The sequence below is a fragment of the Rhodococcus sp. 21391 genome (assembly GCF_016772255.1).
GTDB classification, from domain to species: Bacteria; Actinomycetota; Actinomycetes; order Mycobacteriales; family Mycobacteriaceae; genus Rhodococcus_F; species Rhodococcus_F opacus.
Genome location: NZ_CP063782.1, coordinates 577,348 through 599,210 on the forward strand (window position 1 = coordinate 577,348; position 21,863 = coordinate 599,210).

Consider the following 21,863-nt stretch of genomic DNA (forward strand, 5'->3'; position numbering starts at 1 on the left):
ATCCATTCCCGCCATTGACACCGAACCCAAACCGGGCTCCGCAGCTGCAGGCGACAGGGGGTCACCGACCCAGTGGTCCGCCGGGGGCTCGGGTTCGGGCTCCAAGAATCCGCCCGGACATGGATCCGCTAGCGGTGAAGCGCGGTGCGCGGTTTGCGGCTGTGAGCAGGCGGCGCCGCGGCCCGCATGGCATCCTCGAGGAATGGCACGAACGTGGTGGTCGGTGACGGTGGAGCTGCTCGGCGGGCGCGGCGAGGAATTGTGGCCATGGCCCGGCCGCGTCTTCGCGGTCGGACCGTCGCATACCTTCCTGGATCTCGCGAATGCGATCAACGACGCCTTCGCCCGGTGGGACCGCTCGCACCTGTCGATGTTCACCCTTGCCGATGGACGAATGGTCACCGACACGGAGACCGGGGCCGAGATGGTGGAGTCGCTCGGCGGGCCCATCACCGAGGCGGTGAACATCGAGTCGGCCAAAGTCGCCCGGCTCCTGAAGCCCGGGGCGGAGTTTCAGTTCACCTTCGACCTGGGTGATGACTGGACCCACCGCTGTCTGATCGGCGGCGACAAGGTCGACCCCCTGGAAGTGCTGGGGATCACGCCAGGGAAGCCTCTGCCGTACTGGGGGTGGGGCGCCATCCCGGATCAGTACGGGCGCCGGTGGTCCGACGACGACGGGCAGAGCCGAGCACCGCGCAGACCGAGCCATCCGCACCCGATGCTGCTGCACGCGTGGCCCGCACAGGACCGGGTGCCCGCACTCGATGTGTCCGAGCTGCGCGCCGCTATCGCGGCAGCAGATGCCGCCCGGTTCCTCGCCGCGGTGCGGGGACATGACGTCGACGACGCGCTGCAACAGGTAGGGGCCGGAATACCGATGGCACTGAAGCAGCGACGGGAGCAGGCCGAGCCGGTGGCGGTGTCGGTCATCAACCGGCTGACCTGGCGCGCCGGCGCGGGTGACGGGGTGCTGGCGCAGGACCTGCTCGCGTGTCTGCGCGGCGAGCCGCTGGCCGGGCGGGTGGTGCCGGTCGACCTCGAGATGCTCGGTGCCGAATTGGAGGGGGGTCTGGGCATGTCCACCGGTGGCTACGTCGACCTGCGCACCGGACAGGTGTACGACGCCAGCAGTACTGATCCGATGATGGTCGGCGAGGACGCCGCCGTCGACGTGGAGACCGAGCCCGACCGGTGGCTCCGGTTCGACCGCACCGGCTCGCGGGACGGGTGGCGGGACATGGCGGCCTTCGCCGAGCGGCAACACGATTCGGCGCTGCGGGAGCGGCTGGAGCAAGCGATCGAGGGCAAGGGCGCGTTCGGCCGATTCCGGGACCTCGTCCACCAGGAGAGCCTCGCCGAACAGTGGTACACCTTCGCCACCGATCGCCAACTGGGTCGTGCCCGCGAGTTCCTCGCCGACAACGGGATCCGCGTGGGCTGACGGGCATCCCACGCCGTGCCACCTGTCTCCCTCTCACGCGACAGCGACCGGTGAGCCGCGGATGTTCCCGCGGAACCGCAACTGGCGGGCGTACCAGTTCGCCGACGACCCGGAGTCGGCGGTGACGATCGCATCGTCGGGCAGCCGGGGGGACAGTTCGGCGAACAGCCGCAGGGGGTTGACCGGGTCCGCGTCCACCTGGGCTTGCAATCCCTCGTTTCCCACCAGCGGGCCACGTTCGCTTCGATCTCTTCCCGCCAGGACCGATCGTCCTCACGGGTCAGGTGGGGGATCAGGGCGCGCAGCGCGGTTTTCGCGTCGGCGACCAGGTTGACCGCGTTGGGGTAGCGCGTCGCGATCATGCGGCCGTCGATGTCGATCTGCACGCCGCGGGCCTGCCCGTACGCGGGCAGGAACTGGGTGCAGGGGAAGGACGAGCCGATGGTCAGCAGGGTGTCGCAGCCGGTCATCATCTCGTAGGACGAGCGGGTACCCAGCAGGCCGATGGATCCGGTGACCCAGGGCGCTCAACGCTTCACGTATACGACCTCCCACCTGGGAATGCCGATGCCCACTGAATCGAGGCGTGGACGGTCAGAGCGGCAGCGCATCGTCCGGTTCGGTAAGGCATCCTTCGAAGGTACGGCGTGCACATTCGGCGATCACGTCGGCGACCCTGCCGTGACGGGCCAGGGTTCGGCGTTGCCGGATGGCGCCGTTGCCGTGCTCGAGGACCGCCGCCAACGACCCGGTGACCTGCCCGCACTCACCCAGTTCCACGAGAACGGGCTTGACGTGGGTCAGCAGTTGGTAGATCAGCCGGGGTGCGGGTATTAGACCCATCGTGGTCAGATCGAAACCGTGCCCGCTCAGCCCGTCGCGGGCCGCCCGCCAGCACGCCCCGCGCAGCGCCTCGTGATCAACCGTCGGTGCCGGTGTGCCGCGCTCGATCGCGTCCGCGGCGGTGATGACCAACGCGTGCACCAGGGTGGTCAGGGTCATGGTTTCTTCGACGGTGGCGGGGACGTCGCTGATGCGGACCTCCACGGTCGGCGGATGATCCGCGGCCCGCACGTCCCAAAAAACCATGCGGTTGTCGAGGATCGCGCCGCTCTCGAGCATCTTCGCGAGCGCAGCATCGTAGTGTGCCGCGGAGTCGAAATACGGGGGCGGCCCTGCACTGGGCCAATGCCCGAACAGGATGTATCGCCAGCTGGCGTAGCCGGTGTCGCAGCCGTCGGCGATGGGGGAGTTCGCGGTGAGCGCCAGCAGCGTGGGCAACCACGGTCGTAGATGGTTGATTATCTGTATCGCCTGCTCACGACCTGGCACCCCGACGTGTACGTGGCATCCGCACATCACGCCGGTCGCGAGCGCTCCGAATTGTTCGGCGATCCGCCGATGTCGGGGTGTGTCGGTGATCGAGTCGTGGGGCGGGCTGTACATCGGGGTGCCGACGGCGAGGAGTTGACACCCGGTGCGGGCGGCCGCGTCGGCGGTCACGGCACGGGACTCGCACAATTGGTCACGCAGATCCCGGATGTGCGTGCCGATCGAGGTGGCGGTTTCGATCTGACAGCGTGACAGCTCCGGTTGAAGGGTGATGCCGAGCTCGCGACCGGAAGCGATGACGTCGGTGTTGCTCAGGCTGGGTCGGCCGGTATGTGGATCGACGAGGACGAATTCCTCCTCCACGCCGAGGGTGGGTATTTCATCGCGGCGTGGCTTCGTCGGCACGGTGGTGGTTGCCATCGTGAGCCTCTCGTCCGAGACCCGACTCCATCCGCATCCGACCTGGCGCCAAGCGGTGGTACCGCCCACGTTCCTCGTAGTGAGACCGAGGATCGAATGTGTTCGGGCAACGATGAAATCTGCTGGATGGCCGGACCCGCCGACTCTCCTTAAGGGGTCAGACGGTTCCACGACGATGAGAATTTCCCCACGTAGACACCGGACGCCGCAGTTTGGGCGTTTCCTCGAGCCCGACGCAGATGGGACGTACTGTTGCGGTCGTCGTCCGGCGGAATCAGTGGTTGCGTAGTGCGTCGATCAACTCGTTCTTCCGTTTGGATGAATACCCCGACAAGCCGACCTCTTTCGCCTTCTTCTTCAGCTCCTCAACGGTCCAGTCCTCATACGATGACGACTTTCCGCCCCGACGGCCGGCGTCGGAGCGGCCGCGGTTGGCGGCCGCATTCGCGATCCGCGCGGCCTTCTCCTTCGACGCGCCGTCCTTCCGTACCTCCTGGTACACCTTCTCGTCCTTGATCGATGACCGCGGCATCGTGTTTCCTCCTCGAATCGCTTGCCCCTCACCGGGTACCCGAATCGCGATACCTGTACCGATTGGGCACAGGATTCGGTGGTCGACCACAGCAGGGGCGAGTCACCTTGTGTGCTCTGCTGCAGGTACTGATCGATGTGGTCGACGGACCTTGCCGGTTTGCGGCGTCCAGATTGTTTCGGTGCCGCGCCGTGGGTACGGGCCGGACTCAGTGCAGGCGCGGGTTGGACAAACGTGATGGCGTGGGCGAATCGATTCACCCGGGGCGGACGGGCGAACGCATGAGTCACCGGCCCGGATCGATCCACTCTACGCAGCCCAATCGTCCGTCTCGCTGCCTCAGAGGCAGCGAGACAGAACTCAACTGTGTGGCGGCACGCGGGTCCGGGCACTCATCTGAGGGCGGTCTCGGTGTCGAATCTGTCTCCTGCTGGCGGACCCGGTCCCGCCGCATTCACCAGTCAGGGATCCGGCGCGCCGCACTTCAGCCGGATCGGGGTCATCCGTCCGCTGACCTCGACGATTTGAAGCGATCTCGCCTCGACCCGCGGCCACCAACGCGATCGGGTGTCACGGGCCAGGTGAGGTGCGGCTGTTCGATTCCCGTGGTCGGTCCGGGATGACGGTGAGGGCCACCAGAACGAGGGTGGCAAGAAATGCGAGGACGGCCGTGACGATGAATGTCTCCGACAGGGGTGATCGGGTCGTTTCCCAGATCACGACGACGAAGGTCAGTGCGGCGGCCGAGTAGAGGATCCCCGCGGCCGGGGCCCGACCGCTGAGCCGGGCAACGCAACCGCCCGTCACCAACAAGGCGCCGATCCAGAGTATCCAGGTCAAATGGGGGTACCACCTTCCTTGAAATGCCATGTGGTGCAAGTACAGCGGGCGCGAGCAGGTCATCGGCTGCTGGCGTGCACCGCGGGGACCAGCCGAGCCGTGAGCACCGGTCATCGTTGCCGAGGTGCCACCCACAGCCGCTGGCTTCCGGGGTCGGCAACTTGGGATACCCGATTCGCACCGGGCGAGCGAGCTGCGATCTTCCACCGTGCGGGCATCAGGGTGCGGTTTCGGCGGTGTCCCCGGTCGCCCGGCTCGGGTGCGGTGCCGGGTGCGTCTGGGGTGGTCGGCGGGACATGACGCGTCGCCACCATCCGTCCAGCGGACTCGGGTCGGGCCATCGGATCGTCTCGTCCGCGCTGAGGCGCGGGTCGGGTTCGTCCCGGATCGGATGCCGTTGCCGATCACCGCGGTCGACGGCCCCGCCGTCCGGCACGATTGTCATCTCACGCCCCGCCCCGCCCCGCCCCGCCCCGCCCCGCCCGGTCCGCGGCCGCGGACCGCGGACCGCGGACCGAGCGGTGGGGAGTCGACGCTGCCCAGGACGTCGAGGACGACCTCCCCGGGCCGGATACGGTCGCCCACGACCATCGCCGCTATCCGGGCCTTGATCACCGCACCAACGGAGACCGGCGGCGCCGCCGGGAGGGTTCTGGTCGTCGCCGCGGTGCCACCGCCGTCACCGCGAGCAGGGAAGACTCCGAGTTTCGCCGAGATGAGCATGCGCATTCCCTTCTCCCTTGGCACTTCCGGAGACCACCCACCCGAATACCGGGCGAGTGGACACCGGCCGGTCACCGGGTCACCGGCCCAGCAGCACTGTGCTTTGGGTCACAATCCGTGTCGGGTTCCGTTGTATCGCATCACCGGCATGTCGTCACCTGGGCGAACGACCAAGACCCCCACCGTGACGGTGGTCGAGTTCGGTCGAAGGCAATGTCGATGCAGGCCAGCGGGTCGCGAGCTCGGTCTGTGGGAGGAAGGGTCGTTCAGGACGTCGGCTAGGGCCAGGACGTCGACGAGCTGCTCGGTCGGCAGATGCAGGACCGGTTCGACGGGTAGGTAGTCGACAAGAACTACGAGCACTCCGTCCACGCGGTGCTGCCCACGCTCAGGCATCATGTGTCCCTCATGGTGGTGGTACCGCAATGGAACCGGGGCCTGATTACGTCGCTGCGCCTGGCCCGGTCCGTCCTACGAGTCACCAGAGTCGTCTGGGACCGGATGCCCACACCCGGGCCCTACCCCAGCGGGTCCTCCCGGCGAGCTCGCCGCCGCCACCGGCGCCGGATACCACCTGGCCGGAGGCGCGGGCGGCGCCGACCAGTTCGCGAAGGCGTCCGCGGTTCCGATCCGGCGGATCCCGATGAGCACTCCGTCGGCGGGTGCTGCGGTCGAGGGCGACAACGGGGAGCTCGGCGCGGGCGAGGCGATGGTGGAGCTGGGGGCGCTGCGATGGTTCGGCCAGCGCGTGAGAGCCCGGTGTCAACGACCGCGGTGGTCGTGAGTTCGGGCTTGATACTTCGTCCGCGGGGTCGAGAAAGGACGAGAAGCCGCCCGTCGACCCGAGTAATCGCCTTCGCAGTGGGTTTCCCGCGGGTATGCTGTCCGGCACGATCGACTTACGGCCGGAAGTCCTCCCCGGCCGGCTGACCCGTCCTGCCGGGGGCGGGCTTCGTCGCCCGTCAATCCACGCACCGACCGGCCGCTGGGCCGTCGCGTCCGCTTAGCTTAGGATTCAAACCCGTGGGAGGCGAGTGGATTCAGATCGATCAGGACTGTGTGACGTGCGGTCAGGCCGCGTTCCGGCACTACGTCTATGCCAGCCTCGGCGGCGTGCTGATCGAGACCGACCTGTACGAGTGCGCAACCCCGGGTTGCCCCGGACCTGTCGCTATCGGCGAACCGATCAACGGCTGATCCCGTCTTCCGTCGGCTTGGCCTGCCGTTGCCCGCGGCTACGCACTAGCCTGCGGTCATGAAGTCCGCCCGTGTAATCGGTCTCGCCGCGGCCACGGTCGGTGCGCTGGTGTCCTGCAGCTCCGATACCGATCCCGACGCAACCACGGCCACCTCCGAGACCACCGGTGCCGTGGAGGATATGGACCGGGCCGCGGTGATGGACCGCTACCATGCCGACCTCAACGCTTTCGTCGCGATGTTCCGTGCCCGATACCCGGACCTGGCGGTTGACCGCAACGACGCGTCGATCGAACACATCGCCATCGAACCCTGCATCGACCTCGCCAACGGCGTCGACGAGCAGACCGTCCTCGCGACGATCGCAGAGCAGGCCGAGAACCGGGGCACCGCACCCACCCCGGAGCAGACGCAGCAGATCTACACCCTGGTCGTACCCGTGTGCCCCTGACCCCTCGAGGACGGCGGCCGATCTGCGTGCTCGACACCGTCGCAGACACTGCAGTCCTCGTTCGTCCGGCCGCGGTGGTAATGGGCGACCAGCGAGGCCGGGCTTTCTGCAGACGGGGGAGAGGTGTCGGTACGTCGCTGGGTGTGCTGCTCGGTGAAGACCTGCTGCTCCCAGTACCGGCGCCCACATACCGGACGTAGAAGAACCATGGCAACCCTCTCCTCACGGCGGTCGACTATCCGCAACCGGAGTTCACACCCATAGTGCCGAAAATGTTCCGGCGTCGTCGACCGAATGCGCCGGACACCGGGTGTGGTCCGGGCGGATCACAGATGCAGGTCGGTGGTGAGGATGCGGACAGCCTCCCAGTGCGCGGGTCCGGTCCGGGGCAGGCCCGGCGCGGTCACGGTGAACGTGCGGGCCGGGGTGACGGCCAGCCCGCCGACCAGGTCAGGAAAGAGGGACTCGGTGTCCACATCTCGGGGAGAACGTCGCCCTTCGGCCGAAGCCTCGGCGTGTGTGCCCGGTCAGATGGCGGTGTGGCGGCGTCGTTGTTCGAACCGGGCCCGGTGCCTCGCCAGGACCGCGTCGGTGGCCAGGTGGGTCCGGCGGCTGCCGCGGGCGAGGGCGTAGCGGGTCGGGGCGCTGCGCCGGCGCAGCCGGTCCGCGCGGGCGGACGCGGGGGTGTCGGCGAGCCAGCGGGCGGCGGCGCGGTCACAGCCGACCAGGAGGTGCTCGCATGCCAACCGGGCCGGGGCGCCGTCGTCGAAGACGACCGGCAGCACGGACTGGTCGAGGACGGACATCGGGGCCCGGACGATCTCGTACTGCACCCGCAACAGGGTGCGGGCGGCGCCGATCACTCCCATCGGGTGTCCTCCCCCCGATCCTCAGCCGCCGGGGTGGAACGGGACCGCGCGGCCGCGGCCGCGGCGGCGACCGGCGGGACGCGTGAGGGCAGCCTGGAGGGCGGGTGTGCCGCCGATTCCGCCGGCGAGAACGAGCAGCAGCAGGGCGACGTTGGTGTTCACGAGAGCAGGTTCCTCCTCGGGCTGCGGCCGGGTCGGTGGCCGGTACGGAAATGCTTGGTTTGTCGGTCAATTCGGTGTGCCGCGCATCGTCGGGGATCCCGGATCCGGATCGTCGGTGGGTTCGTCGGCGAACATGGCGGCGAGCCGGGCCTTGATCTCGGCGGTGCTGAGGGCGGCGGTCCGGGCACCGGTGGTGGATGTTCGATGGGCGGTGACACTCATGACGGGTGTCCTACCTTCCTGGGTCCGGCGAATTGTTCTCGGTATCAGTGGTGTTCAGCTCGTGAGGGTGTTCAGATCATGAGGGCGGCGGCGGTGACCGCGGCGAGCGTGGCGGCGGCGATGACGGCGCCCGCCCCGGCCGATCCGGTGACGATCCAGGCCGGGCCGGTCACACAGGCCGCGGCGACGGCGCCGATTACCGCGCCGGCCCGCAGCCGCCCGGCCGGGCGCATTCGGTCCACGTCGGCGGTGCGGGGGCCGGTCAGGGTGGTGGTGGGGTGCATGGACGGTGTCCCTTCTCCCGGATCTGGTGCGGTGAATCGGTCGATCGGTGGTTCGTCGCCGCTGTAGTGGCGGGGTCAGAGGCCGACGACGGTGTCGAGGGTCTCGAGTTCGGTGTGCAGGTGGTCGAGCATCGGGTGCAGGTTCGGCACGGCCTTCCGGCAGCCGGTGAGCCCGAAGACGAGTTGGTCGTCGGTGCTGGTGCAGGTGATGTTCAGTGCCTGCCCGGTGACCGGGATGGACAGCGGATACAGGGCGTCGAGCCGGGCGCCGTTCCAGTACAGCGGGGTGGACGGTCCGGCGACGTTGGAGATCACCAGGTTGAACGACGGCCGCTGCGGACCGCGGCGGCCGGTGAGCAGTTCCAACCCCATCGGGGCGGCACCGAGGGCGCTGATGGCGAGTGCCTGGGTTTGGCTCATGGCCCGCAGCGACGCCTTGCCCTCGCGCATGCAGGTGCGGATGGTCTCGAGCCGGTGGGCGGGGTCGGGCAGGTGGGTGGCCAGGTTGCACATCAGCATCCCGACCCGGTTCCCGGCCCGATCCGCCCCGTCGCGGTCCGCCTCCGACGTCGGGCCGCGGAGGTTGACCGGGACCATCGCGATCAGCGGATCGGCCGGCAGCGCGCCCAGCCCGTCGAGGAAGCGGCGCAGCGCTCCGGCGCACAGGGCGAGGACGATGTCGTTGACGGTGGCGTCGGCGTGTTTGGCGAGCAGACGGACCCGTTCGAGCGGCCAGGAGCGGGCGGCGAAGTGCCGGGCCCCGCCGATCGGGACGTTGAGCACGGTGTGCGGGCGTTCAGCGCCCACGGGCCGCCCTGGGTGCGGCGGGCCCGCTCCACTGCCGCTGCCACCGCCGGTGCCAGACCGGCGATCTCGCCGACCATATCGCGTGCGGTCCGCAGCGCCTGTCCGGGCAGGGCCAGCGGATTCGGGATGGACGTCAGGGCGCCGGGCGGGTTCCCGGTGGAAGGGGTTCTCAGCCGGGCGCGGGCGTCCTCGCCGCGGGTGGGTTGCCAGGGGGCGGGCATGCCGCGGCGGTCCGGATCCTCACTCATGCTGCGTTGCAGCAGGGTCATCGCCGACGCGCCGTCGGCGAGGGCGTGGTGGATCTTGGTGTAGACCGCGTACCGGCCGTCGGCCAGGCCCTCGATCAGGTGCATCTCCCACAGCGGGCGGGACCGATCCAGCAGGGTGGCGTGCAGCCGGGAGGCCAGGGTCAACAGCTCCTCGGTGCCCCCGGGGCGGGGCAGCGCGTCCCGGCGGACGTGATGACCGAGGTCGACGTCCCCGGCGGTGTCCCATCCCCACTGGCCCAGCGAGGTCAGCGACCGGCGGGCACGTTGGCGGAACAACGGCGCGACCTGCTCGTCGTCGACGGCGGCCTCGAACATCTCCCGCACCGTCCCGGCGTCGGCGCCCTCGGGCGGGGTGAACACCGCCAGCCCACCCACGTGCATCGGATGTTCGCGGGATTCCCCCAGCAGAAACAATGAATCGGTCGGCGACATCGGCAACAGCATCGGTGCGAAACCCTTTTCTCCCCGGTGCGACCGTCGGCGGGGTCCGGGCCGGCGGTTGCACAACAAACGTCCGCGACACCACATCACAAAGATGTGTGAAATACATCACAACAAGGTGTCGTTGGCATCATTTGTACAGCAGGTCGCCCGGGTTGTGCTATATGAACGTTCGTCCAGCACTGTTTTGACACCCGGTGTCACCAGCAGGAATGTCGAACCTCCGCCGCGCCGCGGGTGCTCGCGAACCGTTCGCCTGCTCGGTTCGCCGTGCAACCCGGGCGGCGTGGTGCGTGGCATCACATGCCCGAATTCGGCTGGTTTGTCCGATTCCGGCGGCACGTCGCGTGGGCTGCCGCACCCCCGCATCGGGGCAGAGCGGGCCGGACCCGGAGGGCCCGCCATACACCACCCGATCATGAGGAGGCAGGCACGGTATCGACTACGCCGCACGCTCTACCCGGGCCTGTTCGCGGCGCCCGAGAGGAAGCAGGTACAGCATCGACTACGACGTACCCCGCACCATCGGACCGGGCACGGTTCCTCGCGTATGACGTTGGGGCGCAGGTGTTGTGGCGGCACCGGATCGCGCCGATCGGCGGCCGACCCGGTGCGGAACCGGCCCACGGATGCGACCCGGATTCGATGCGCCGATGCCCCGGGAAAAGGCGTGTGGGAGCTGTCCTCGCTGGCGGCGCCGCCCGACATCGTCCCGGGGCCCGGGAGCTTTTACGGCGGTGTGCTGACCTGGCTGACGGGTGCGATCGCCGACGTGGCGGTGGCCCGGCTGGGCCGCGCCGCGGAGGGGGAGGCGTTCGTCCTCGAGGTCCGCACCGGCGGCGGGCAGGTCGTCGATGCCCGGCAGCTTCCCCCGCGGCAGGCCCGGGTGGCGCGGTCGGTGCTGGCCCTGCTGGCCGGTGACCCCGCCGCCGCCCGGGTGCACCTGGGCGCCGCCGCACGTGAACCCGACTCCGAGGTGCGGGTCACCGCCCTCATCGAGGCGCTGACCTGGCTCAACTCGTTGCTCGACGCTCCCACCCCGGCGTTGCCCGACCCACCGCCGGAATAGGGTCCCTCGGCTGGATGGTCGTCCTCGGACTGCTGCTCCCACGGCTGCGCACCACCGGACGACCACGGCGACACCGTAATCGAAGACCCTCAACCTCTACCGGCGGCCGGGCCAGGTGGTGCGGGGGTCGAATCCGGCGGCCTTCTCGGCCTTCTCGTAGGCGCGCAGGGCATCGATAGCCCTCTGGTTGAGCCCGGCGGGCACCGCCACCTGCACGGTCACCCGCAGATCGCCCGGCGCCCGGCCGCGGAGGGGAACGCCGCGACCTTGTAACCGGAAGGTCCGACCGGACGGGGTGCCGGCGGGGATCTTCACGCTGACCCGACCGTCGAGGGTGGGCACCGAGATCGTGGTGCCGAGCGCGAGTTCGGCGAAGCCGACCGGCACGGTGACCGTGAGATCGTCGCCGTCGCGGCCGAAGACCGGATCCGGGTCCACCCCGACGGTGACGTACAGGTCCCCCGACGGGGCGCCGCGCAGCCCGGGCTCGCCGTGCGCGGGCAGCCGGATGCGTTGGCCGTCGGTCACTCCCGGTGGGATGCGGACGTTGATGGTGCGGGTGCGGTGCCCGACCCCGGTGCCCTGGCAGTCCGTGCAGGGGGAGTCGACGATCACCCCGGTGCCGCGGCAGTCGTCGCAGGATTCGCTGAACCCGAAGCCGCCCTGATTGCGGGTGAGGGTTCCGGCGCCGCCGCACGAGGGGCACCGCCGCGGCTGGGTTCCGGGCCGGGCGCCGCTACCGTGACAGCTGGTGCACACCGTGGGCCCGCTGACCTGCAGCGGCAACACCACCCCGGTGACGGCCTGCCGGAACGGGAGCCGGGTCTGCGCCTCGACGTCGCTGCCCCGCCGCGGGCGGGACGCGGTTGTGCGGGTGCCGCTGCGGCGGAACAGATCCCCGAACACGTCACCGAACCCGGCCTCGCCGGAGGTGAATGAGGAACTCCCGCCGCCGAACAGGTCGGAGAGGTCGAACCCGCCCATTCCGCCGGCCGGCCCGCCGCCGCCGCCGGCGCCGGAGCGGGTGCCGGCCCGCCGGAACGCCCCGGACCGGTACAGCTGCCGGGTCCGGTCGTACTCGGCGCGGGTGGCCGGGTCCGAGAGCGCCGCGTGCGCCTCGCTGACCGCCTTGAATCGTTCCCCGGCCGCCTGGTCGTGCGGGTTGGCGTCCGGGTGCAGTTGCCGGGCCAGCTTGCGGTAGGCCCGTTTGATGTCCTCCGCCGACGCCGTCGACGGCACACCCAGGTCGGCGTAGAAGTCGCGTTCGATCCACTCCTGCTGCGTCACAGCGAATCTCCTCCCTCCCTCATCCGTGGTGCATCACCGTCCACCCCCATCCGGGCCAGGCCGGGCGGACCGATGGTGTGGAGCTGCGCCCGGTCTCGGTGGACCTCACCCGCAGCGGTAGGGGTTCGGGTCCGGACCCCGGTTCTCGGGCCCGGCGTCGCGGCCCCCATCCGCCACGGCCTCCGACCAGGGGTCGGTGCCCGCCGGCGGGTTCGGGACGACCGGCGGGGCCGAACCGGTGTCCGGCGGTGAAGCTGAACCGGTGTCCGCCGGTGGCGGATCCGGGTCGGCCGGCGGTTCAGGGTCGGCCGAACTGGGGTCGGACCGGCTCGTGCCGGGTGCCTCCTGGGGTTCTGGTGGATCGTCGGGGTCGTTGTTCTCGTACTGGTCGCGGTCGATCACGGTGACCAAGGCGGTCCGCAGCACCTTGTGCACACCGAAGGTGTAGCCGCGGCGCAGCACGGTGTCGACCACCAGGTCGGTGCCGTGGCCTTCGTGGCTGGCGGCCTCGTGCAGGGTGGGATCGAAGCGGTCCCCGGGTTCGCCGAACGCGGCCACCCCCATCCGGGCCAGGATGGTCCGGATCTTGCGGTACAGGCTGTGCAGGGGCTCGCGGGCGGTGTCGCCGTGCTCGCGGGCCCAGTCCAGGTCGTCGAGAACACCGAGGAACGCGGTGGCGACCGTCGCTTTCGCGTTCTCGGCGACCGCGGCCCGGTCCCGCTCGACCCGGTGGCGGTAGTTGGCGTACTCGGCCTGCACCCGCTGCAGATCGGCGGTCAGTTCCGCCACCCGGTCGGCGTCGGTCTGCCGGGACTCCGGCCGCGGGGCTCCCGGTACCCGGGGCGCGGTGCCCGCCTTCTCGCCCAGCGTCGGTTTCGCTCCTCGGTCCGTGTGCGGGGGCCGGGATCCGGGAGTGTCCTCGCGGACCCGGCCGGTGACCGGGTCGATACGGCGTCGGTCGGTGATCGCGATCGGTTCGCGGGGCGGCTGCCGCCCGTTGCCCCTGCCGCGACCGGCCTGTTCGGATCGTTGCTGCTCGTCGTGTGGTGTGTTCATCGGTGTCCCTCCCGGGGTTCGTCCACCACCTCGGCGTCGACGACCTCGTCGTCGGCGCCCTGCCCGTTCCCCGGCGCACCCGCTCCGGCGGCCGCGCCGGCGCCGCCGTCGCCCCCGCCCGTCCCGCCTTCCGAGGCGGCCTGGGCGGCATAGATGGCCTGGCCGAGGGCCTGGGACTCGGTGCCCAGTTTCTCCACTGCGGTCTTCACCGCGCCGATGTCGGTGCCGGCCAACGCGTCCTGGACGTTCTTGATCGCGGACTGGACCTTGTCCTTGACGTCGGCGGGCACCTTGTCCTCGTTGTCCTTGATGAACTTCTCGGTCTGGTACACCAGCGACTCGGCCTGGTTGCGGACCTCCGCTTCCTCTCTGCGTTGAGCGTCCTCCGCGGCATGGGCCTCGGCGTCGCGGATCATCCGGTCGATATCCTCCTTGGACAGGCCCGAGCCCTCCTGGATCCGGATCGTGTTCTCCTTGCCGGTGCCCTTGTCCTTGGCGGTGACGTGCACGATGCCGTTGGCGTCGATGTCGAAGGTGACCTCGATCTGCGGCACCCCCCGTGGGGCCGGGGCGATTCCGGTCAGTTCGAAGCTGCCGAGCAGCTTGTTGTGCGAGGCGATTTCACGCTCACCTTGATACACCTGGATCTGCACCGAGGGCTGGTTGTCGTCGGCGGTGGTGAAGGTCTCGGACCGCTTGGTCGGGATGGTGGTGTTGCGCTCGATCAGCTTGGTCATCACGCCACCCTTGGTCTCGATGCCGAGCGAGAGCGGGGTGACGTCGAGGAGCAGCACGTCCTTGACCTCACCGCCGAGGACACCGGCCTGCAGGGCGGCGCCGACGGCGACGACCTCGTCCGGGTTGACACCCTTGTTCGGTTCTTTCCCACCGGTCAGCTCGCGCACCAGATTCGTCACCGCGGGCATCCGGGTGGAACCACCGACGAGCACGACGTGGTCGATGTCGCCCACGGAGATCTTCGCGTCCGTGATCACCGATTGGAACGGGGCCCGGGTGCGGTCGAGGAGATCGGACGTGATCTTCTCGAACTCGCTGCGGGAGAGCTGCTCGTCGAGGAACAGCGGGTTCTTGTCCGCGTCGACGGTGATGTAGGGCAGGTTGATCGATGTGCTCTGCGAGGAGGACAGTTCGATCTTGGCCTTCTCCGCGGCCTCCCGCAGTCGCTGCATCGCCATCTTGTCCTTGGTCAGATCGAATCCGCTGCTCGCCTTGAATTTGTCGGCCAGCCACTTCACGATCCGGTCGTCCCAGTCGTCACCACCGAGGTGGTTGTCACCGGAGGTGGCCCGGACTTCGACGACGCCCTCGCCGATTTCGAGCAGCGAGACGTCGAAGGTGCCGCCACCGAGGTCGAAGACCAGAATGGTCTGTTCCTTTTCGCCCTTGTCGAGGCCGTAGGCCAGGGCGGCCGCGGTGGGCTCGTTGATGATCCGCAGCACGTTCAGCCCGGCGATCTGGCCGGCTTCTTTCGTGGCCTGACGCTGGGCGTCGTTGAAGTAGGCGGGGACGGTGATCACGGCGTCGGTGATGTCCTCACCCAGATACGATTCCGCGTCCCGCTTGAGTTTCATCAGCACCCGGGCGCTGATCTCCTGCGCGGTGTAGTTCTTGTCGTCGATCTTGACATGCCAGTCGGTGCCGATCTCCCGTTTCACCGACCGCACCGTCCGGTCCACGTTCGTCACCGCCTGGTTCTTGGCGGGCTGGCCGACCAGCACCTCACCGTTCTTCGCGAACGCCACCACCGACGGTGTCGTGCGTGAGCCCTCGGAGTTGGCGACCACCACCGGGTCGCCGCCCTCGAGCACGCACACCACCGAGTTCGTGGTGCCCAGGTCGATTCCCACCGCCCGTGCCATGACGTTCCCTCCTCACACCCCGGGCGCACCGTCGGCGCACCCGCCGAACCCTTCCGTTGACAGTTCAATTATCTCTCCGTACAACAACCTAGGTCAAGAAAATATGCCGCAAACACAGTATGTTTTCTCCAGCAAATTCAGGGACCGGGGGAGCGTCTTGCCGGCGGTACCGTGTCAGGCGATCGCGGCGGTGCGGGGGTGGCGGGCGGTGCGGGTGAGGAAGTCGTCGATCAGGGCGCCGGTGGCCTCGGGCCATTCGAACTGCGGCAGGTGCCCGCAGTCCGGCAGGGTCACCGACCGCACCTGCGGGGCGGTGGCGGTGAGGTGGTCGGCGAAGCGCGCCGGGACGAGGGGGTCGTCGGCGCCCCACACGCACAGGGTCGGCACCGCCAGCTGCGCCACACGGTTCCACAGCCCCCGGTCGCCAAACGGTTCGTCCAGGTAGAGGGCGAGGGTGGCCGACCACAGGGCCCGCCGGTGGCCGGTGTCGCGCAGGGTGAGCTCCCATTCGTCGGCGGCGGCGTCGAACCAGTGCCGGGGCACCCGGTCCGGGTCGGCGAACAGGGTCCGGCAGGCGCCTCGGGTGCCCTCGTGCAGCAGCCGGTGCGGAAACGCGATCGGCAGCCGGGCGAGATCGGCGGGGATCCGGCGGGCGAGTGCGGTGAGTTGCCGCCGCCGGAAGGCCAGCGCCGGGCACAGCAGCACCAGGGAACGGACCGTGTCGGGGTTGCGCAGGGCGAGTTCGAGGGCGACCCGGCCGCCGAGCGAGTGCCCGATCACCGCACTCGCGGGTGCGTCGACGGTGTCGAGGAACGCGCGCAGCCAGCGCTGCAACTGCACCGGGTCGTAGTCCCAGTTCGGTGCCGCCGACGACCCGAATCCGGGCAGGTCCGGGGCCAGTACCCGATGCTCGGCGGCCAGGTCGGCGAGCACCGGCAGCATTGACGCGTTGGTGGCACCCAGGCCGTGCAGCAGCACCACCGGCGGCCCGCCGGGGGGACCGGCGTCGAGGTAGCCGGTGCGCACCCCGAACACGGAGGTCTCCCGGACCCGGGCCCGGGTCGGCAGGTCCGCCGCTGGGGCCAGGACGCCGCCGAGGGCGAGCACCGTGCTCATGCTTCCCCGCACCCGCAGTGCCCCGGTCAGGAACGCGGACACCAGGCTGCACCGCCCGGCCAGCAGCGCCGTCACCGCCGCCGGGTCGGCGGTGATCGTGGCCGTCGGCCGCGCCGGAATTCTGGTGTCCACGCTGACCGTGCCGAACCGGGTGCGCACCACCCACCGGCCACGGCCGACGACGTCGAACACCACGCTCACCTGCCGGTATGCCAGCACACCGTCATGCACCGCGGTCGGCAGTGCCGCCGCCAGGGCCCGGCCCACCGCGTCATCCCACCGCTGCAGCGAACCTTGCGTCCGTGTCACCCCACCGGGTCATCTCCTCTCCTAAGTAAACGGTGATTTACTCGTACAACAACGATCGGCGCCGAAATCCTTCCCTCCCTGTGGGGCAAAAATGGGTGCGGTAAGGCACTTTCGCGCCGATCTGATATCGCAGCTTCCCGACAAATGTGATCAGTGAATCCCACTGCATAGGTGCCCGTCCGGGCCAGCCGCATCGATGTCGTGGTGCACCCGCGTTCAGACCGAGAGCCGGCTGGTGGTGCCCGGTCCTGGCGGCCCACGGCAGCCGTCGAGTGCTCACCGCATGTTGCCGCGGGGCAGGCGGGTGCAGCCGAATCCGCGGACATTCTCCCCCTACCTACTCGGAGGCAGCCCTTCGATATGGTGAGATTTTCTCCTTCATTTGCGGTAGATCTAGTGGCATAATGGAACCGCCCTGGCAGGGTCGGGCGGACGGCGCCCGCACCACACGGAGTCGGGGGTGGTGGCGATGATGACGGACGAAACCCTGGTGGCACTGAAGAACTACGAATACCTGATCCTCGCGCACGGCTGTGAGAACGTCAGCCTGGTCTGGCACACCGATTCGGTGGTGTTCGGCGACGACGGGTGGGCGGACATCGACATGCTCACCCGGCCGGGATTCACCCCGGCCACCGAATGCTTCGCCCGCCGCGACGAGGACTGACCGTCCTCGCAGCGCATCCGGAACGACACAGGAGCGCCGCGGGTGGGTGGGCATCAGCATCTCGGCCGGGTGTGGCGGTTCCCGGTGTTCGAGGAACCGCCCAGGCCCGGTGCGCCCCCGGCTTGGGCGGGCGCCCTGGGGGCGCTCGCCCGGGATTTGCGGTGCTGCCACCGCCGGGGAACGGTGCGCTGGGACGGGGTGTGCTGGGAGCTGGCGATACACCAGGACGGGGTGCTCCTCGCGTGGGATCCCGCCCCACCCGGCAGCGCCCGGCCCGGTGATCGGCTCGGCGAGATCGGCGGGGGTCGGCAGGTCCTCGGTCGCGGCCTGGCCCCGCAACTGCCGGCGGTCGAGGCGACCGTATGGGTGGCCAACACCGTGCAGGCGGCGCTGCTGCGGCAACTGCGGGTGCCTTGGCCCTGCCGCGACCAGGCCGCGGTGTGGGTGCCCCGGATCCGGGATCGCCACCCCTGCTGGGTCGATCCGCACACCGGTCGCACCGTCGCGGAAATCGGCGAACTCACCGCGGTCGGCACCGACACCCGCTGACGCCGGCGGTGTGTGCAGGCGGCAGCGGGTCTTCCTCGGCCTGTTCGCGGACCTGTCGATCACCGCGGACTCGGTCTGCACCCGGTCGCCGCGGACCCCACATCCCCGCCGCCGACACCGGACGGCCGGGGCCACCCCGGCCGTCCGAGCCTCCGCCGCCCGCCGAATTTCGCCACCGATAGGGCGGTTTCGGAGATCTGGGGTTCGGGTACCAATCATGGTGCAGGAGAACCACCCCCGGGCGGTCCATGCTCGCCGGGGGAGGAACAACACACAGCGGTAAGTGGGAGGTGTTCCGGCATGGCTGCACCTGCGAATCGCGGCGGTGGAGAGTCCGGGCGGTGGGACCCGGTCGCCGAACGTCCCTTGCGGGACTCGATGTCGGGAGCCCCGTTCGGCGGCGGGCAGACCTGGCGGCCGCTGGCGGATGTGTCCGAGACCGACGACGGCTACGTGGTGGAGGTGGAGGTGCCCGGCGTCGCACGCGAGGACCTCGACATCACCCTGTCGGCCAACGAACTCGAGATCAGCGGCGAGTTCGTGGAGAAGAAGAGGGCGGGGTGGTTGCGGACCCGCAGCCGCACCCGCCGCACCGGCAGCTTCGAATTCCGCACCCTGTTGGCCCGCGACGTCGATGCCGACAAGATCACTGCCACACTGGCCGACGGTGTTCTCACCGTCACCATCCCGAAGACCGCAAGCGTCCGATCGCGGCGCATCGAGGTCACCACCGACTGACCTTCCGCCGCCGTTCCCGTCGCCCACCCGGACACCGGGAACGGTGGCACCCCCGACACGGACCCTCCGGGGACGGCCGGTCGAGGGTGCCGAGGCGGTCGGCATCGCCCCGGGAGTGCTGTTCCTCCTGGCGCTGAGCCCGCCGGGCACCTCCGGCTTCGCGGCGCTGACCAACGGCCCCTGTCGGTGCGAGGAGGCGGCGGGGGTGGATCGGCCGACGTGCGAGCAGCACCTCGAGACCGAGACGAGAAGAACAAACAAGAAAAACAAAGGAGAGCACAGAAAGGACACTGGTGATGGACGACACCGAATTCCTGTCACGGGTCCGCGAATACGGAGAATACGACAGCCTGGGGGAGGCCACTCGGGTGACGAAGGTAGTGCTCCGGAAGCTCGGGGCGCGGCTGTCCCCCGGAAAGGTGCGAGCCCTGGGCGCGCAGCTTTCGCCCCTGGCGCGCGACGCGCTCGGCCCCATCGAGGACGGACGGGCCGCACCCGACTACGGGATCGAGGAGTTCCGGCACCGGATCGCCCAAGCCCTCGACGCCCACCCCACCACCGCCGAATGGGACACCAGCGCGGTGCTGGCCACGGTGGCCCAGGCCGTCGACGACAACTGCCTGCACACCGTCCTGGGGTCACTGCCCGAGGGTTTCGCGCCACTCTTCGGCCGCCCCCGAAACGGTGTGAGCACCCCGCCACCCCCAGAGATGGGGTGAGCACCCGTCCCCGGGGGCGCTGGATGACCTCGGGCTCGTCCGGGTGACACGGCGGGATCCCCTGTGCCTGTCACCACCGGGCAGGCTGGCGAGCCGAGGACGACCGTGCCCGTGGGGCGGGTGGGCTGGACGGGGTGAGCCGGGTCCCGAGCCAGTCGCGCCTGTCGATCCGGGAGGTGACGTGCAGCCCGGCGAGGTCGGCGGCCTCGGTCACCTCCGCCGGGTCCACGTGCTCGGCTCGGGCGGGCTTCGGTGTCATCAACCACACGAAACCGGTGCCGGACAACGCCGTGCGGGCGGTGATCAGCTCGTCGGTGAGGTCACTGTCGCCGCTGCGCCACCACAGCAGCACCGCGTCGACCCTCTCGCCGAAGTTGTCGTCGACCAATGCGCCCCCGAGGATGTCCTCGATGCGTCGACGCAGGTCCTCGTCGACGTCGTCGTCCCATCCCAGTTCCTGCACCATCATCTCCGCGGTCAGGCACAGGTCGGTGGACCGACCGCCGGCGTGCCCCGCCGTCGACATCGCCCAACTCCTTCATCTCGTGTGGTCGTCGACTCCCGGCGCACGCTTGCCGGGGTCGTGGTTGTCCCGGTGGGCTGGGTGGCCCATCAACCGGAGTGAGCGCCCTATCGGTCACTGCGACTGGTGGGCCCTACCGCCCGAATCACGATGTGTCCGAACGAACCCGGACGGCAGTGCCCATAGAGTATCCGCCTACCCGATCACCGAAACCCGCGAGATGCGGATCCGGGGACCAGGTGGCCGAGCGCACAACTCCACACGGTGCTTCCCGGGGTTCAGGGCCGCAACAGTGCGCCCCATTCGGTCCGGGCTGCGGGCGGCGGCAGGCTGGGGTGCCTCGTTTCCGCTGGCGAGCGCGACCAGGGCCTCGGCGAGGGTGAAGACGGACACGCCGTGGCGGCGGGCGGCGGGCGGCGCTCACCAGTTCGTCGAAGGCGTCCGCGGCCGGGATCCGGCGGATCCCGATCAGCACCCCCTCGGCGGTGTCGAGGGCGCGGGTACGCGATCCCGTGCCCCGGGGATGGGTGAGGGTGTGACTGTGCAATGCCGCCATCGAGGACACCTCCGTCGAAGTCTGGGAGCGGAGGTGTGTGGGTCGTGCCCGATTGGGCCCGATCCCAAACATCGCCCTGCTCCCTCCACGGGCGGACCGAGGGCCTGCGGTCGTACGGTTTATCTGCCCTGACCAGTGTCGAGGGGTAGTTTCGAGCTCACCGTGGACGGGTACGTGTTCCGCGACGGAGGAAGTGTTCACGATGAGCAGCGGCGTCGGTGCCGGCGACAACCCCGACAGCAACGCGTACGTGTTCGCGGTCGCACGGGCATTGAACGCCGAGACGATCCGCCGGTGGGACGCGGTCACCTTCGATGCTGTGGTCGTGCTGTCGAAACAGTTCCGGTACTACAGCGGCCGCCACGTCCTGATCGCCTGGAACCGGTATTTCGGGGTGGTCTTTGGGAATCGAGGGTCAGCGCGCCGATCGGGTCCTGATCATCGGCGGGCTCGGGATCGGCCGCCGCCCGGCACCGGAGGCCATCGCCGACCACACCGACGAGCTCGTCGCGGACCTGCTGCACCTCGAATACCGTGACCGGGACGCCTTTCCGGTCCCGGCACTCATCCACAGGCTCGACAGCGACACCGGACCAGTCGATCGCGGGGCGCCCGGTTGGTGACGAACGTATCCGGTCGCCGACGGTCGTCGACGCCGGTCAGGTCCGCCGGTGCCAGCGAGCCGGTGGTGATGTGCTGGGCGAGGGCGCGTAGCGGGGTGTGGTGGGTGCTGGCGTGGTGTTCGAGCAGCGTCCGGGCCGCGGCCGGGGTGATGTGCAGGGTGCGGCGGTGAGTCCGACCGCTCGGTCGACGTGCACACGGTCGTGGATCAGGCCCAGGGTGCGTTCGGTGAGTTTGGCACGGCGGTGGGCGGCGTCGTCGCGGATCAGGTGCATCACGGCCGAGGCCGCGAGGACCGCGGCCAGTCGCCGGTCGTAGTCGGTGAACTCGCGGACGGTGGTGTAGAGCAGGTTGAGTCCCCCCGATGGCGTGGCCGTCGAGGAGCATCGGGATCGCCAGTACCGCACGGTAGCCCAGGGTGGTGGCGACGTCGGTGAAGTCGGGCCAGCGCCGGTGGGATTCGGACAGGTCCGGGACCTCGAGCGGGGTGCCGGCGGCGACGGCGTCCAGGCACGGGCCGTGCTCGCCCTGGGTTTGCAGCAGTTCCACGATCCGGGCGCGTTCGTCGGACGCGGCGACGACTGCGACACCGCCCCAGGGGTCGACGACCAGGACGCCGGCGGCGGCGAGCAGATCCGCGCTGGCCGCCGTGATGTCGGCGATGGCGGCGGCCGTTGGGTCGGTCGCGGTGTCGGCGAGGTGCGTCGTGATCGCGGACAGCACCTCGACCAGGTGGGCCTGGGTGTCCGGGATGTCCTCGATCATGCGTGATCTCCTTCT

Annotated in this window: 25 protein-coding genes and 3 pseudogenes; 10 read left to right on the forward strand and 18 right to left on the reverse strand. The window is 69.7% G+C overall.

Annotated features, from left to right (window positions below; translation table 11 throughout):
- The first annotated feature begins 202 nt into the window (after positions 1-202).
- A complete protein-coding gene (locus GO592_RS37335; RefSeq protein ID WP_011599233.1) occupies positions 203-1,444 on the forward strand; it encodes a UPF0158 family protein in 1,242 nt (413 codons plus the stop codon).
- 51 nt (positions 1,445-1,495) lie between these two features.
- On the opposite strand, the pseudogene GO592_RS37340 reads toward GO592_RS37335, so the two are convergent.
- From GO592_RS37340 to GO592_RS37365, 6 genes and pseudogenes are all read right to left on the reverse strand, one after another.
- Positions 1,496-1,968 (reverse strand): annotated as a pseudogene (locus GO592_RS37340) (thiamine pyrophosphate-requiring protein); the annotation flags it as partial.
- 70 nt (positions 1,969-2,038) lie between these two features.
- Positions 2,039-3,196 carry a glutamate--cysteine ligase 2 gene (locus GO592_RS37345; protein ID WP_007300000.1) on the reverse strand — a complete coding sequence of 386 codons (1,158 nt, stop codon included), beginning with the start codon at positions 3,194-3,196 and terminating at the stop codon, positions 2,039-2,041.
- A gap of 274 nt (positions 3,197-3,470) precedes the next feature.
- Complete coding sequence (locus GO592_RS37350; RefSeq protein ID WP_007300001.1) at positions 3,471-3,728, reverse strand: DUF7218 family protein; 258 nt, start codon at positions 3,726-3,728, stop codon at positions 3,471-3,473.
- 570 nt (positions 3,729-4,298) lie between these two features.
- Entirely contained in the window at positions 4,299-4,568 is a 270-nt protein-coding gene (locus GO592_RS37355) for a hypothetical protein (RefSeq protein WP_007300002.1), read from the reverse strand.
- Positions 4,569-4,785: 217 nt separating this feature from the next.
- Positions 4,786-5,013 (reverse strand): hypothetical protein, encoded by a 228-nt coding sequence (locus GO592_RS37360; protein ID WP_039952644.1) that lies wholly within the window; start codon positions 5,011-5,013, stop codon positions 4,786-4,788.
- Positions 5,010-5,297 (reverse strand): hypothetical protein, encoded by a 288-nt coding sequence (locus tag GO592_RS37365; RefSeq protein WP_202715284.1) that lies wholly within the window; start codon positions 5,295-5,297, stop codon positions 5,010-5,012. Before GO592_RS37365 ends, GO592_RS37360 begins: the two co-directional genes overlap by 4 nt.
- Positions 5,298-5,934: 637 nt before the next feature.
- Here GO592_RS37365 and GO592_RS37370 point away from each other — a divergent pair.
- The 3 genes from GO592_RS37370 (at position 5,935) to GO592_RS37380 (ending at position 6,939) form a co-directional block, all read left to right on the forward strand.
- Positions 5,935-6,075 (forward strand): hypothetical protein, encoded by a 141-nt coding sequence (locus GO592_RS37370; protein WP_167540984.1) that lies wholly within the window; start codon positions 5,935-5,937, stop codon positions 6,073-6,075.
- A 239-nt stretch (positions 6,076-6,314) separates the two neighbouring features.
- Positions 6,315-6,488, forward strand: a complete 174-nt coding sequence (locus tag GO592_RS37375; protein ID WP_157234240.1) for a hypothetical protein — start codon at positions 6,315-6,317, stop codon at positions 6,486-6,488.
- A 58-nt stretch (positions 6,489-6,546) separates the two neighbouring features.
- On the forward strand, positions 6,547-6,939 hold the full coding sequence (locus GO592_RS37380; protein WP_007297542.1) for a hypothetical protein: 393 nt from the start codon (positions 6,547-6,549) through the stop codon (positions 6,937-6,939).
- 326 nt (positions 6,940-7,265) lie between these two features.
- Here GO592_RS37380 and GO592_RS37385 read toward each other — a convergent pair whose 3' ends face one another.
- The 6 genes and pseudogenes from GO592_RS37385 to GO592_RS37410 form a co-directional block, all read right to left on the reverse strand.
- A complete protein-coding gene (locus tag GO592_RS37385; protein WP_007297541.1) occupies positions 7,266-7,415 on the reverse strand; it encodes a DUF1931 family protein in 150 nt (49 codons plus the stop codon).
- 51 nt (positions 7,416-7,466) lie between these two features.
- The gene (locus GO592_RS37390) at positions 7,467-7,808 is read right to left on the reverse strand and encodes a hypothetical protein (RefSeq protein ID WP_007297540.1); all 342 of its coding nucleotides are present in this window, start codon (positions 7,806-7,808) and stop codon (positions 7,467-7,469) included.
- Between the two features lie 21 nt (positions 7,809-7,829).
- Entirely contained in the window at positions 7,830-7,970 is a 141-nt protein-coding gene (locus tag GO592_RS37395) for a hypothetical protein (RefSeq protein ID WP_039951300.1), read from the reverse strand.
- Positions 7,971-8,036: 66 nt separating this feature from the next.
- Entirely contained in the window at positions 8,037-8,192 is a 156-nt protein-coding gene (locus GO592_RS37400) for a hypothetical protein (RefSeq protein ID WP_157234239.1), read from the reverse strand.
- Positions 8,193-8,263: 71 nt separating this feature from the next.
- On the reverse strand, positions 8,264-8,476 hold the full coding sequence (locus GO592_RS37405; RefSeq protein ID WP_007297539.1) for a hypothetical protein: 213 nt from the start codon (positions 8,474-8,476) through the stop codon (positions 8,264-8,266).
- Between the two features lie 75 nt (positions 8,477-8,551).
- A pseudogene (locus GO592_RS37410) lies at positions 8,552-9,996 on the reverse strand (WS/DGAT/MGAT family O-acyltransferase).
- A gap of 667 nt (positions 9,997-10,663) precedes the next feature.
- On the opposite strand from GO592_RS37410, the gene GO592_RS37415 reads away from it, so the two are divergent.
- Positions 10,664-11,062 carry a hypothetical protein gene (locus GO592_RS37415; protein ID WP_007297538.1) on the forward strand — a complete coding sequence of 133 codons (399 nt, stop codon included), beginning with the start codon at positions 10,664-10,666 and terminating at the stop codon, positions 11,060-11,062.
- Positions 11,063-11,158: 96 nt separating this feature from the next.
- Here the strand turns inward: GO592_RS37415 and dnaJ are convergent, their stop codons facing one another.
- From dnaJ to GO592_RS37435, 4 genes and pseudogenes are all read right to left on the reverse strand, one after another.
- On the reverse strand, positions 11,159-12,349 hold the full coding sequence (dnaJ, locus tag GO592_RS37420) for a molecular chaperone DnaJ (protein WP_007297537.1): 1,191 nt from the start codon (positions 12,347-12,349) through the stop codon (positions 11,159-11,161).
- A 279-nt stretch (positions 12,350-12,628) separates the two neighbouring features.
- Positions 12,629-13,405: pseudogene (grpE, locus tag GO592_RS37425) on the reverse strand (nucleotide exchange factor GrpE); the annotation flags it as partial.
- On the reverse strand, positions 13,402-15,285 hold the full coding sequence (gene dnaK, locus GO592_RS37430; RefSeq protein ID WP_007297535.1) for a molecular chaperone DnaK: 1,884 nt from the start codon (positions 15,283-15,285) through the stop codon (positions 13,402-13,404). The gene dnaK and the pseudogene grpE, both read right to left, overlap by 4 nt.
- 174 nt (positions 15,286-15,459) lie before the next feature.
- Complete coding sequence (locus GO592_RS37435) at positions 15,460-16,710, reverse strand: alpha/beta fold hydrolase (protein WP_007297534.1); 1,251 nt, start codon at positions 16,708-16,710, stop codon at positions 15,460-15,462.
- Between the two features lie 469 nt (positions 16,711-17,179).
- On the opposite strand from GO592_RS37435, the gene GO592_RS37440 reads away from it, so the two are divergent.
- The 4 genes from GO592_RS37440 to GO592_RS37455 all read left to right on the forward strand — a co-directional run bounded on the left by GO592_RS37440 (position 17,180) and on the right by GO592_RS37455 (position 19,383).
- The gene (locus GO592_RS37440) at positions 17,180-17,377 is read left to right on the forward strand and encodes a hypothetical protein (protein ID WP_237720423.1); all 198 of its coding nucleotides are present in this window, start codon (positions 17,180-17,182) and stop codon (positions 17,375-17,377) included.
- Positions 17,378-17,419: 42 nt separating this feature from the next.
- A complete protein-coding gene (locus tag GO592_RS37445) occupies positions 17,420-17,926 on the forward strand; it encodes a hypothetical protein (RefSeq protein ID WP_007297532.1) in 507 nt (168 codons plus the stop codon).
- Between the two features lie 300 nt (positions 17,927-18,226).
- Complete coding sequence (locus tag GO592_RS37450; RefSeq protein WP_007297531.1) at positions 18,227-18,664, forward strand: Hsp20/alpha crystallin family protein; 438 nt, start codon at positions 18,227-18,229, stop codon at positions 18,662-18,664.
- Positions 18,665-18,960: 296 nt separating this feature from the next.
- On the forward strand, positions 18,961-19,383 hold the full coding sequence (locus GO592_RS37455) for a DUF2267 domain-containing protein (protein ID WP_007297530.1): 423 nt from the start codon (positions 18,961-18,963) through the stop codon (positions 19,381-19,383).
- 70 nt (positions 19,384-19,453) lie between these two features.
- On the opposite strand, the gene GO592_RS37460 is transcribed toward GO592_RS37455, so the two are convergent.
- Positions 19,454-19,909 (reverse strand): DUF3052 domain-containing protein, encoded by a 456-nt coding sequence (locus GO592_RS37460; protein WP_007297529.1) that lies wholly within the window; start codon positions 19,907-19,909, stop codon positions 19,454-19,456.
- A gap of 954 nt (positions 19,910-20,863) precedes the next feature.
- Between GO592_RS37460 and GO592_RS45130 the strand changes: the two genes are divergently transcribed.
- Positions 20,864-21,085, forward strand: coding sequence for a hypothetical protein (locus tag GO592_RS45130; RefSeq protein WP_007297527.1), 222 nt, complete (start codon positions 20,864-20,866; stop codon positions 21,083-21,085).
- Here the strand turns inward: GO592_RS45130 and GO592_RS37470 are convergent.
- The gene (locus GO592_RS37470) at positions 21,027-21,848 is read right to left on the reverse strand and encodes a GAF domain-containing protein (protein ID WP_011599218.1); all 822 of its coding nucleotides are present in this window, start codon (positions 21,846-21,848) and stop codon (positions 21,027-21,029) included. The two genes, GO592_RS45130 and GO592_RS37470, sit on opposite strands and share 59 nt — an antisense overlap.
- Positions 21,849-21,863: the final 15 nt, after the last annotated feature.

What these genes read in the sequence shown, in the direction of transcription:
- GO592_RS37335 (WP_011599233.1), top strand. Translation starts at nt 203, where the DNA reads ATGGCACGAACGTGGTGGTCGGTGACGGTGGAGCTGCTCGGCGGGCGC.
- GO592_RS37345 (WP_007300000.1), bottom strand. Translation starts at nt 3,196, where the DNA reads ATGGCAACCACCACCGTGCCGACGAAGCCACGCCGCGATGAAATACCC.
- GO592_RS37350 (WP_007300001.1), bottom strand. Translation starts at nt 3,728, where the DNA reads ATGCCGCGGTCATCGATCAAGGACGAGAAGGTGTACCAGGAGGTACGG.
- GO592_RS37360 (WP_039952644.1), bottom strand. Translation starts at nt 5,013, where the DNA reads ATGACAATCGTGCCGGACGGCGGGGCCGTCGACCGCGGTGATCGGCAA.
- GO592_RS37365 (WP_202715284.1), bottom strand. Translation starts at nt 5,297, where the DNA reads ATGCGCATGCTCATCTCGGCGAAACTCGGAGTCTTCCCTGCTCGCGGT.
- GO592_RS37370 (WP_167540984.1), top strand. Translation starts at nt 5,935, where the DNA reads ATGAGCACTCCGTCGGCGGGTGCTGCGGTCGAGGGCGACAACGGGGAG.
- GO592_RS37380 (WP_007297542.1), top strand. Translation starts at nt 6,547, where the DNA reads ATGAAGTCCGCCCGTGTAATCGGTCTCGCCGCGGCCACGGTCGGTGCG.
- GO592_RS37390 (WP_007297540.1), bottom strand. Translation starts at nt 7,808, where the DNA reads ATGGGAGTGATCGGCGCCGCCCGCACCCTGTTGCGGGTGCAGTACGAG.
- GO592_RS37400 (WP_157234239.1), bottom strand. Translation starts at nt 8,192, where the DNA reads ATGAGTGTCACCGCCCATCGAACATCCACCACCGGTGCCCGGACCGCC.
- GO592_RS37405 (WP_007297539.1), bottom strand. Translation starts at nt 8,476, where the DNA reads ATGCACCCCACCACCACCCTGACCGGCCCCCGCACCGCCGACGTGGAC.
- dnaK (WP_007297535.1), bottom strand. Translation starts at nt 15,285, where the DNA reads ATGGCACGGGCGGTGGGAATCGACCTGGGCACCACGAACTCGGTGGTG.
- GO592_RS37440 (WP_237720423.1), top strand. Translation starts at nt 17,180, where the DNA reads ATGATGACGGACGAAACCCTGGTGGCACTGAAGAACTACGAATACCTG.
- GO592_RS37450 (WP_007297531.1), top strand. Translation starts at nt 18,227, where the DNA reads ATGGCTGCACCTGCGAATCGCGGCGGTGGAGAGTCCGGGCGGTGGGAC.
- GO592_RS37455 (WP_007297530.1), top strand. Translation starts at nt 18,961, where the DNA reads ATGGACGACACCGAATTCCTGTCACGGGTCCGCGAATACGGAGAATAC.
- GO592_RS37460 (WP_007297529.1), bottom strand. Translation starts at nt 19,909, where the DNA reads ATGTCGACGGCGGGGCACGCCGGCGGTCGGTCCACCGACCTGTGCCTG.
- GO592_RS37470 (WP_011599218.1), bottom strand. Translation starts at nt 21,848, where the DNA reads ATGATCGAGGACATCCCGGACACCCAGGCCCACCTGGTCGAGGTGCTG.